Annotated in this window: 6 protein-coding genes; all 6 read right to left on the bottom strand. The window is 39.7% G+C overall.

The window, feature by feature from the left end:
• Nucleotides 1-1,442 (bottom strand): hypothetical protein (locus V9G42_00530; GenBank protein ID MEI2757895.1); only part of this gene is annotated, 1,442 nt, incomplete at its 3' end.
• A gap of 97 nt (nucleotides 1,443-1,539) precedes the next feature.
• Nucleotides 1,540-3,474, bottom strand: coding sequence for a hypothetical protein (locus V9G42_00525; GenBank protein ID MEI2757894.1), 1,935 nt, complete (start codon nucleotides 3,472-3,474; stop codon nucleotides 1,540-1,542).
• A gap of 26 nt (nucleotides 3,475-3,500) precedes the next feature.
• On the bottom strand, nucleotides 3,501-4,964 hold the full coding sequence (locus V9G42_00520; protein ID MEI2757893.1) for a T9SS type A sorting domain-containing protein: 1,464 nt from the start codon (nucleotides 4,962-4,964) through the stop codon (nucleotides 3,501-3,503).
• Nucleotides 4,965-5,079: 115 nt separating this feature from the next.
• A complete protein-coding gene (locus V9G42_00515; GenBank protein MEI2757892.1) occupies nucleotides 5,080-9,048 on the bottom strand; it encodes a T9SS type A sorting domain-containing protein in 3,969 nt (1,322 codons plus the stop codon).
• A gap of 27 nt (nucleotides 9,049-9,075) precedes the next feature.
• Nucleotides 9,076-9,756: a T9SS type A sorting domain-containing protein gene (locus V9G42_00510; protein ID MEI2757891.1), complete on the bottom strand. Its 681-nt coding sequence runs from the start codon at nucleotides 9,754-9,756 to the stop codon at nucleotides 9,076-9,078.
• An 82-nt stretch (nucleotides 9,757-9,838) separates the two neighbouring features.
• Nucleotides 9,839-10,296, bottom strand: a 458-nt coding sequence (locus V9G42_00505; GenBank protein ID MEI2757890.1) for a hypothetical protein, incomplete at its 5' end; no start/stop codon positions are given.

Genomic DNA, 10,296 nt, shown 5'->3' with positions numbered 1-10,296 from the left:
TAGCATAGTGGTATGGATAGTAAAACATCTTCTGCCAATGCATAGCTGCCCTCTTCAAAGTAATGTTCTGCCATCTCATATTTTGCCTCCAGAGTTTGAATCCGATTTAACCAATAATTTATTTGTTGTGAAATATTGGTGGTGTCGCCCGGATTCGATTCTTCAATAGTTTGGTTGTTCTTATAATTTAAATCTGATAATATCTTGTTTGACACCAATGCCATTTTTTCATTGTAGTCGCCTAGTGTGTTTTCCATTACTGTGCGCGAGGTGCCTACATCCCACGTTGTCTCAATGGCGGCTATCATATATGCTGGCAAGGGTGATGGTATATCATATTGCAAATAGTCTAAAAAATCTTCACTTCTTGTTGCATCAGAATTGGCCATACATACTACCAATAGCATGGCAGGTGGCAGTATGCCTGTGCCTGCAACATCACGCAAAACCTCTTGCGATACATAAGGCGACAATAACAACAACTCGTCTCGTAATGTTGTTGCCTCGGTGGACCAGGTTTGTTGTATCTGTGTCAGCAGGTTGTTTGTACTGCCACCATCCATAAGCGTATTATATGTATAGAGTAAATTCAAATAGGCTGTCTCGGCAGAATCATATTCCATATACAACTGTGATAGCTCCACCTCATCTAACGGCCTCAATGCACAAGGTGGATCGCACAGATTGGAGGGGCATGTTTCACTTCCGCTTATTGGAATTGTTGTTACCTTATACGTACTTACAGGGGTCTGCTGCATATTGCCGGTTTTGCAATAATAACTTAGCTGTGCTGGTGAAAAATTGTAAATATCATTCCCTTGATTTACCCCGCCTACAGAAAAAGTGTTTCGCGCAGGACTTTGCAAGCTGCCCTGATTCAACCTGATGCCATCCCACGTTGTCTCGCCTGAGGTATATATATAAAAATCATAATTTACGTTTTGAGTATTCTCATTACATAAGTATTGAAGTCCCTGAAAGTTTGGATTTGTACTGCTGCGGTTGATGCCCCATGCATAGTTTCCAAAGTTAACTTCGTTGAAAGTGTTTTTATATATCTGATTACTCGATGTGCCGGTTTGGTAGCTGGCTATACCAAATTTTGAAGGATTGTATGCTGGGTTGGATGACTTGTTGAAATGATTCTCCTCAATAGTGAAGCCTGTACCATACATGTTTTGTATGCCTAACTGTACTGTGGCTCCAGTCATTTGATTTCCACCTACATTAAATGTGTTTAACAACAGATTGAAATTATTGACGTAGCTGGTATATATCCCCGTTTGATTATTGGTGAATGTGCTGTTTGCCACAGTAAAGGAAATTGGTACTCCGGTACTTCGTGCATCAATGGCTCTATATAAGTTATTAAACGATGAACCACTGTTAACTATAAAATTACTATTCATGGATTTGATTCCTATGCTTTTTTTGTTAAACATTACTGATGAATTATAATTGTTGAATTGACAACCCAAAAAACTTATGCCTGTGCAACCATCTATATATACATGCTGCGGTGTATTTGAAAAAATATAGTTATTCGTTAATAAAATTTACTCCGGAAAAATAACTCCTGTTGCCATAATTCTTGCCATTATATAAATTTACATAAGGCAAAAACTCCACATCCATGATGCAGTTTTTAAATGTAGCTCCGGTAGTGGCTACAACAATTCCGCCTCTGTGTAAATTAACGGCAGGGTTATAAAACTTTTGCGCACGAACACCACATATTGCATATTCTATTATTGAATTATTTTTAATGGTGAGCTTACCCACTGCAAGCGGCATTATATTCTGACTTTGATTGCTCTGGCTGCCCCATACTTCTACACCCTGCCAGGTATAGGCAACATTACATGGGTCTCCCATATAGTTTGAAGTTAACAGCGTACCATCTGTAAGTGTTAGCGTACTGCCGGGCTCTACAATAACCTTTGCTTCCGGACTAAATTTAAACGTCATACCGGAAATAGTGAGGTTGGAGTTTTGCCTTATACGTAATTCTCCTGTTACATGTATTGGCACACTTACTCCCAATGGATTGTTTGATGTACCATAACTCCATGTAGCGGTTTGGTTGGTGCTTGCATTGGCAGGATAATTCAATGTATGCGTGGTTACTACTTGTGGTGCAACAGATGGTGTTATCGAACTATAATCCTGCCCGTCTATCTGATCGGGTAGGGTGTAAAGCGTACTATTCGGGTTTACACCTCCTAGTGTATAGTCTGCCTTGGGAGGATTGGGTAATGCAAATGGCTCATTCCCTGTTAACATTACAGGTTGTGGTACAATGTTAGGGTCGAACGCTCCAATGTTCTTGCCGAAACTTCCACCCATTAAAGAAGATGCATACATGTAACCGTTTTTGGCTAATTCTATTTGCGAGAATCCGAAGGATGCCGATGGATTGGTATTATTTGATCCTATCACAAAGGTTGATATTTGATTTGTATTATAAGGTATAGCTACATCCACAGAGAAAATACCGTCAGTGCCTGCACCTACAAAAAGTTTGGTGGTGTTGCCATCTTGATAAAATTCTACTCCGCGAAAACCTGACACAGAATAATTATAATAATTCTGCCAGGTTGAAGAAAGCCCAAGATTAAACTCCTGGTAAGCGTTGGCTCCATAAGCTGTTACATCTGCATCTCCGTTGCCATCTAATGCTAAATAATGATACCGGTTTTGGGTGGGGAAACCGCCTCCATAATTTCCCTTTGCATAGCTTGCCCAGGCCAACCATTTTCCATCGGCAGACAGTTCCAACTCGCGAGAAAAAATTCGTGCCCCATCATTATCCAGCGGTGTGGTTGGATATACTTGTGATGTATTAACAGGAACCGTCACCGTGCCGTCATTGTTTACTATTACTTTATGGATCTGCCCACTGCCCGATGGCCCTAAAGTTAGCGTACCCGAGCCTGCCATAAAATAAAGATAACGCTCCTGATCTACTCCGTGCGGAAGACCTAAGGCAATGGCTCCAAACTCCGTATTTACAACACCGCTAAATTGAACCTCCACCAAGGCATCTGCCAATGTCTCTACCGACAAACTATTCATATCCACTACTGCCCGATACAAACCCGTAATACTATTGCCTCCTCCCCAGGTGCTGAAAATATTATACTTCCGCTGGCAATTGGTAATGGTATCGTTGGTGCCAAAAGGAACAATAATCACCTCTGCCCCTCCTGTAATTATTGTACCCAGCAGGGTGTTGTTGTAGTCATACACTTTGTTGTCGGCTATATAAAAAACAAGGTTGTTGCCACTGTCGTAAACCCCGTTGGCCACCTGAATGGCTGTGGCCGGGCTACCTGCAATGGGTGTAACCACTACGTTGTTGATTTGCACATCCACTTTATTGGGTGCAATAAACCAGTTTTTCATTTGTGCCTGAAGGGGTGCTGTGATGCTTAGCATCAGCAATGTGGTAATGAGGTTGGATAGCTTTTTCATTTGTTGGTTTTTTAAAAGATAAGATGTTATTTGTGAATTATTACTTTTTCTGATACTGTTCTTGCACCATAATAAAGTGTGGCTATGTATATTCCGTTGGGCAGATGGTGCAGGTCAACACTTTCCTTTTTATAGCTGCTCAATGTGCCGGTATAAACACATTGGTTCATGATATTATAAATTTTTAGTTCAGCATTTTTTCTCGGAATTCCTTTGAACAGAATGGTAAAATTGCCGGATGAAGGGTTTGGATAAACACTGAAATCGAAAGGATTATTTACTTCGGCAATGCCTGTGCCGTTGCCTACCATGCCAAGGCTGTCTGTCTTGATGATGTAGGCTCCAACTTGCAAGGTGCTGGGTATATTTGCTGTACCGCAAATAATATATCCGCCATCCTTTGTCTGTCTCACAAAATAGCCATCATCTGCCGAACTATCGCCAAACTGCCTTGTCCACAATGTATCGCCTAATGAGTCTGTTTTAAATAAATGTACATCTGAATTAAGCGGATTACCATTTACAATCCTGCCTGTTCCTACAAAGCCGTTATCTGTAGTTTGCTGTATTGAGTAAGTTTCTGTGGGTTCTAAACTATAATGCTGTTTTGTCCATAGCGTATCTCCTATTGAATCAGTCTTGATTAAATAGGTATTATATTTAGGTGGCAATAAGGTTGTATCGTAAGTCACACCTGCAATAATAAAACCGCTATCTTCAGTTTGTTGAACCGCAAAAGCAACATCTGTAGTTGAGTTATTATAGGTTCTTGTCCACAATGTATCGCCATAAGCATTGGTGCGTAAAACATAAATATCTACTGTGGATGATGACATGCCTATAACTCCTGCCATAATAAAACCGCCATCAAAGGCTTTATCAATAGCCCTTGCATCGCTGCTTAAAGTAGCAGAATAATTATATACTTTATTAGCTATTAACAGTCCGTTGCTTAAAGCACCAATAAAATAAGCACAACCATTCGAAAATGGAATCGGTGTGAAATATCCTGTTAGTCCATAAATAGCATTATTAAGCACAGCCATGCTATTTCCAAGGTAAACATTAGTAGCACCTATTCCGGCAGAAAAAACTCTTGTCCAGAGCGAATCGCCATTTACATCAAGCCGCAAAAGCCAGCTTTTAGAATATAAGCCACCATCATATAAAGCATTTACAATGTAACCACTGTCGGGTAATTGTTCTATGTAAGTTCCGCCTTCAGCACCGGGTCCGTCAAAAGTTTTTACCCACTCAATGGTTCCAATGGAATCTAATTTAGTCACTAATACCTCTCCACCATTAACAGAATTAGTGCCTGTAAAAACATATCCCCCATCAAAAGTTTCCTGAATACATAGAACTCCGTAACAGCCTAACGTATCAATAATTTTTTCAAAAGTGTTTTGGGCTTGCACTTTTATGGTGTTCAACAAAATAATAAATAGAATGAGGACTGCTCGTATGTTTTTTAGTTGTTTTTTACTCATATTTGGTTGATTGAATAATGTTATTCCATTGTAACTACACTTTTTTATTTCTTTACAGTTTTATCCTCATAGGAGAATGACTTCTGTTTCACTCTCCTATGAGGATGCTATCTTTTTATTTTCTCACCGTCAACTTCCCTCTTGCCAAAGTTTTACTACCTGCTTTTATACTAAAATAATACATACCGCTTTTAACAACAACTGTCTGCCATTCTATTACACCTTCTTTTTCTGTTATCCTCACCTTCATTATTTCTCGTCCTGTCATATCTCTTATCTCAAACTCTGGTTTATCTTTTAAGCTGTTGATGCTATATTGAAATGTTGCCTTGTCAGTTGCTGGATTCGGTAAAACCATCACCCTGCATGCCACTACATCTTGCACCTCCTGAAAATGCGCTGCAGGAATATTTGTATTTCGCATTTGTCTGTTGTTTCCTGTACCTGTGGTATCATAATTATCCTGTGTACATATATCATAATAAAAACATAGTGCGTTTTCAGCTATGCTTCCGGCTATATTTGCGTTGTTATTTGCAAATAAAATCAACTCATTGATCTGACTGCTATCGAGCATGGAAAGGTTTTTTCCAGAATCTAAAAGATTCTTTCTGTATTCATAAATGTAGTTGTAACTCGTTAAGGTTTGTTGTTCTGCTTCTGTCAATCGGTAGCATAGTGGTATGGATAGTAAAACATCTTCTGCCAATGCATAGCTGCCCTCTTCAAAGTAATGTTCTGCCATCTCATATTTTGCCTCCAGAGTTTGAATCCGATTTAACCAATAATTTATTTGTTGTGAAATATTGGTGGTGTCGCCCGGATTCGATTCTTCAATAGTTTGGTTGTTCTTATAATTTAAATCTGATAATATCTTGTTTGACACCAATGCCATTTTTTCATTGTAGTCGCCTAGTGTGTTTTCCATTACTGTGCGCGAGGTGCCTACATCCCACGTTGTCTCAATGGCGGCTATCATATATGCTGGCAAGGGTGATGGTATATCATATTGCAAATAGTCTAAAAAATCTTCGCTTCTTGTTGCATCAGGATTGGCCATACATACTACCAATAGCATGGCTGGTGGCAGTATGCCTGTGCCTGCAACATCACGCAAAACCTCTTGCGATACATAAGGTGACAATAACAACAACTCGTCTCGTAATGTTGTTGCCTCGGTGGACCATGTTTGCTGTATCTGTGTCAGCAGATTGTTTGTACTGCCACCATCCATAAGCGTATTATATGTATAGAGTAAATTCAAATAGGCCGTCTCGGCAGAATCATATTCCATATACAACTGTGATAGCTCTACCTCATCTAAGGGCCTCAATGCACAAGGTGGATCGCACAGATTGGATGGGCATGTTTCACTTCCGCTTATTGGAATTGTTGTTACCTTATACGTACTTACCGGAGTCTGCTGTGTATTGCCGGTTTGGTAATAATAACTTAGCTGTGCTGGTGAAAAATTGTAAATATCATTCCCTTGATTTACCCCGCCTACAGAAAAAGTGTTTCGCGCAGGACTTTGCAAGCTGCCCTGATTCAACCTGATGCCATCCCACGTTGTCTCGCCTGAGGTATATATATAAAAATCGTAATTTACGTTTTGAGTATTCTCATTACATAAGTATTGAAGTCCCTGGAAGTTTGGATTTGTACTGCTGCGGTTGATGCCCCATGCATAGTTTCCAAAGTTAACTTCGTTGAAAGTGTTTTTATATATCTGATTACTCGATGTGCCGGTTTGATAGCTGGCTATCCCAAATTTTGAAGGATTGAATGCTGAGTTGGATGACTTGTTGAAATGATTCTCCTCAATAGTGAAGCCTGTACCATACATGTTTTGTATGCCTAACTGTACTGTGGCTCCGGTCATTTGATTTCCACCTACATTAAATGTGTTTAACAGCAGTTTGAAATTATTGACGTAGCTGGTATATATCCCCGTTTGATTATTGGTAAAAGTGCTGTTTGCCACAGTAAAGGTAACAGGTACTCCGGTACTTCGTGCTTCAATGGCCCTATATAAGTTATTAAACGATGTACCGCTGTTGACAGTGAAATTACCATTCATGGATTTGATTCCCATACTTTTTTTGTTAAACATTACTACTGAATTATGATTGTTGAATTGACAGCCCAAAAAACTTATGCCTGTGCAACCATCTATATATACATGTTGCGGTGTATTTGAAAAAGTATAGTTAATATCGTTTATAAAATTTACTCCGGTAAAATAACTCCTGTTGCCATAATTCTTGCCATTATATAAATTTACATAAGGCAAAAACTCCACATCCATGATGCAGTTTTTAAATGTAGCACCGGTAGTGGCAACAATAATTCCGCCTCTGTGTAAATTCACGGCAGGGTTATAAAACTTTTGCGCGCGGACACCACATATTGCATATTCTATTGTTGAATTATTTTTAATGGTGAGCTTACCCACTGCAAGCGGCAGTATATTCTGACTTTGATTACTCTGGCTGCCCCATACTTCTACGCCCTGCCAGGTATAGGCTACATTACATGGGTCGCCCATAAAGTTTGAGGTTAACAACGTACCATCTGTAAGTGTTAGCGTGCTGCCGGGCTCTACAATAACCTTTGCTTCCGGACTAAATTTAAACGTCATGCCGGAAATAATGAGGTTGGAATTTTGCCGTATGCGCAATTCTCCTGTTACGTGTATTGGTACACTTACTCCCAATGGATTGTTTGATGTACCATAACTCCATGTAGCGGTTTGGTTGGTGCTTGAATTGTCAGGGTAATTCAATGTATGCGTGGTTACTACCTGTGTTATTGGGTCTGGTGTTATTAAGCTATAGTTTTGTGCATCAAGCTGGTCGGGTAAAGTGTAAAATGTACTGTTAGGGTTAGCTCCGCCAAGCGTATAAATTGCTTTTGGCGGATTGGTGAAATTAAAGGATGTGGGTAAGCCAAGAATTTGTGGAGGAGCACCTCCCGGATTAAAAGCACCAATTATGTTTAGGTTACCTGAACTTGCATACATATTGCCGTTGTAAGCAAGTTCTATTTGTGAAAAACCATAATCTGGAGAACCAGCTACAAACGTTGGGTTTTGATTAGCATTGTAAGGAATGGCAACATCCACGGAATAAATACCGTCAGTGCCTGCCCCTACAAAAAGTTTTGTGGTGTTGCTATTTTGATAAAACTCTACTCCACGAAAACCTGCCACGGAATAATTATAGTGTGATAACCAGGTTGATGAAAGACCGCGATTAAATTCCTGGTAAGCGTTGGCACCATAGGTGCCTACATCCAAATCGCCAGTTGCATTCAGCTTTATGTAATGATAGCGGTAGGTGGTAAGCCCGTTTAAATTTATCGGAGCATAGCTTGCCCAGCCCAGCCATAGTCCGTCTGCCGATAAATCAATCTCACGCGAAAACACATCAATTCCAGCTAGCGGATTGGTAACGGTAGCAGTAGGATATACATCAACGGCAGTAGCGCTTACCGTTCCATTATCATCAATAATAAGCTTCCTGATTAACCCTGAATTGCTGCCATACCCTGAGCCTGCCATAAAATAAAGGTAACGCTCCTTAGTAACAGGCTGTGGTAGCCCTACAGCTATGGCTCCAAACTCGGCTCCAAATGGTATGCTGTTAATTTCAGTGGTTGATATGGAATAACTGTTCATATCCAATACCGAACGGTAAAGCCCCACATTGCTGGTAACACCGCCTGATGTAGAAAAAATATTGTATTTGCGGCTGCAATGCGCTGTGTTGGTATTGTCGTTGGTGCCAAAAGGAACAATAATCACTTCTGTGCCGCCTGAAGGAATAGTACCAATGACAGTGTTGTTATAATCATACACCGTTCCATCGGCAATATAAAAAACAAGATTATTCCCTGTATCATACACACCGTTGGCCACCTGTGTGGCTGTGGCCGGGCTACCTGCAATAGGTGTAACTACTACGGTGTTGGTTTGCACATCCACTTTATTGGGTGCCATAAACCAGTTTTTCATTTGTGCCTGAAGGGGTGCTGTGATGCTTAGCATCAGCAATGTGGTAATTAGGTTGGATAGCTTTTTCATTTGTTGGCTTTTTTAAAAGATAAGATGTTATTTGTGAATTATTACTTTTTCTGATATTGTTCTTGCACCATAATAAAGCGTGGCTATGTATATTCCGTTGGGCAGATGATGCAGGTCAACGCTTTCTTTCTTATAACTGCTCAATGTGCCGGTATAAACAGTTTGATTAAGGACATTATAAATTTTTAGGTTAGCATTTTTTCTCGGAATTCCTTTAACCTCGAATGTAAAATTACCGGATGAAGGGTTTGGATAAACACTGAAATCGAAAGGATTATTTACTTCGGCAATACCTGTGCCGTTGCCTACCATGCCAAGGCTGTCTGTTTTGATGATGTAACTTCCTGTGGATGTTGCCCCACAAATAATAAATCCTCCATCTTTGGTTTGCCGAACAAAATAGCCGTAATTATTAATGTTTGGGTTATACCTTCTTGTCCACAGTGTGTTGCCTGTATAGTCTGTCTTTATCAAATACAAGCTTCTTCCAACTGCTGTATTTGAATATCCGGTCATAATATATCCGTTATCAATTGTTTGTTGTACTGAATAAATTACTTGTTCATATTGGCTGAAATATTGCTTTGTCCATATTGTATCACCTGCAGTATCCGTCTTGATTAAATAAATATTATACTTATAAACTATAGTATCATAAATAATAGAGACCACAATAAATCCACTGTCAGTAGTTTGTTTCACATCCATGGCAGCATCGCTTGTTGATTTATCATAGGTTCTTGTCCATAAGCATCATAAGTTGATGAGGAAGTTTGAATACCACCAGCCATTATAAAACCATTGTCAATGGTTTTATTAATTGCGCGAGACCGCTGCTATAAACTGAATAATTGTAAACTTTGTTGGCGACTAAAATTCCATTGCTAAGCGTTCCAATAAAATAAGGACTAAGGATTGTTATGGGAACAGGTTGAAAAGAACCTGTTAAACCATAAATCGAATTATTTAGTGTGGCCAGGCTATTTCCAAAGTAAACCTGAGTACCCCCAACTCCGGCAGAAAAAACTTTTGTCCAGAGTGAATCGCCATTTGCATCAAGCCGCAAAAGCCAGCTTTTAGAATATAAGCCACCATCATATAAAGCATTAACAATGTAACCACTGTCGGGTAATTGCTCTATGTAAGTTCCGCCTTCAGCACCGGGCCCGTCAAAAGTTTTTACCCACTCAATGGTTCCAATGGAATCTAATTTAGTCACTAATACCTCACCACCATTAACAGAATTAG

The organism is Bacteroidia bacterium (assembly GCA_037045145.1).
Classification (GTDB): Bacteria; Bacteroidota; Bacteroidia; order AKYH767-A; family OLB10; genus OLB10.
Note: the sequence above shows the minus strand (reverse complement) of the source record. Positions and strands in the feature narration are given on the sequence as shown.

Coding starts and splice junctions, on each gene's coding strand:
- V9G42_00520 (MEI2757893.1), bottom strand. CDS start 4,964: ATGAGTAAAAAACAACTAAAAAACATACGAGCAGTCCTCATTCTATTT.
- V9G42_00525 (MEI2757894.1), bottom strand. CDS start 3,474: ATGAAAAAGCTATCCAACCTCATTACCACATTGCTGATGCTAAGCATC.
- V9G42_00510 (MEI2757891.1), bottom strand. CDS start 9,756: ATGGATGTGAAACAAACTACTGACAGTGGATTTATTGTGGTCTCTATT.
- V9G42_00515 (MEI2757892.1), bottom strand. CDS start 9,048: ATGAAAAAGCTATCCAACCTAATTACCACATTGCTGATGCTAAGCATC.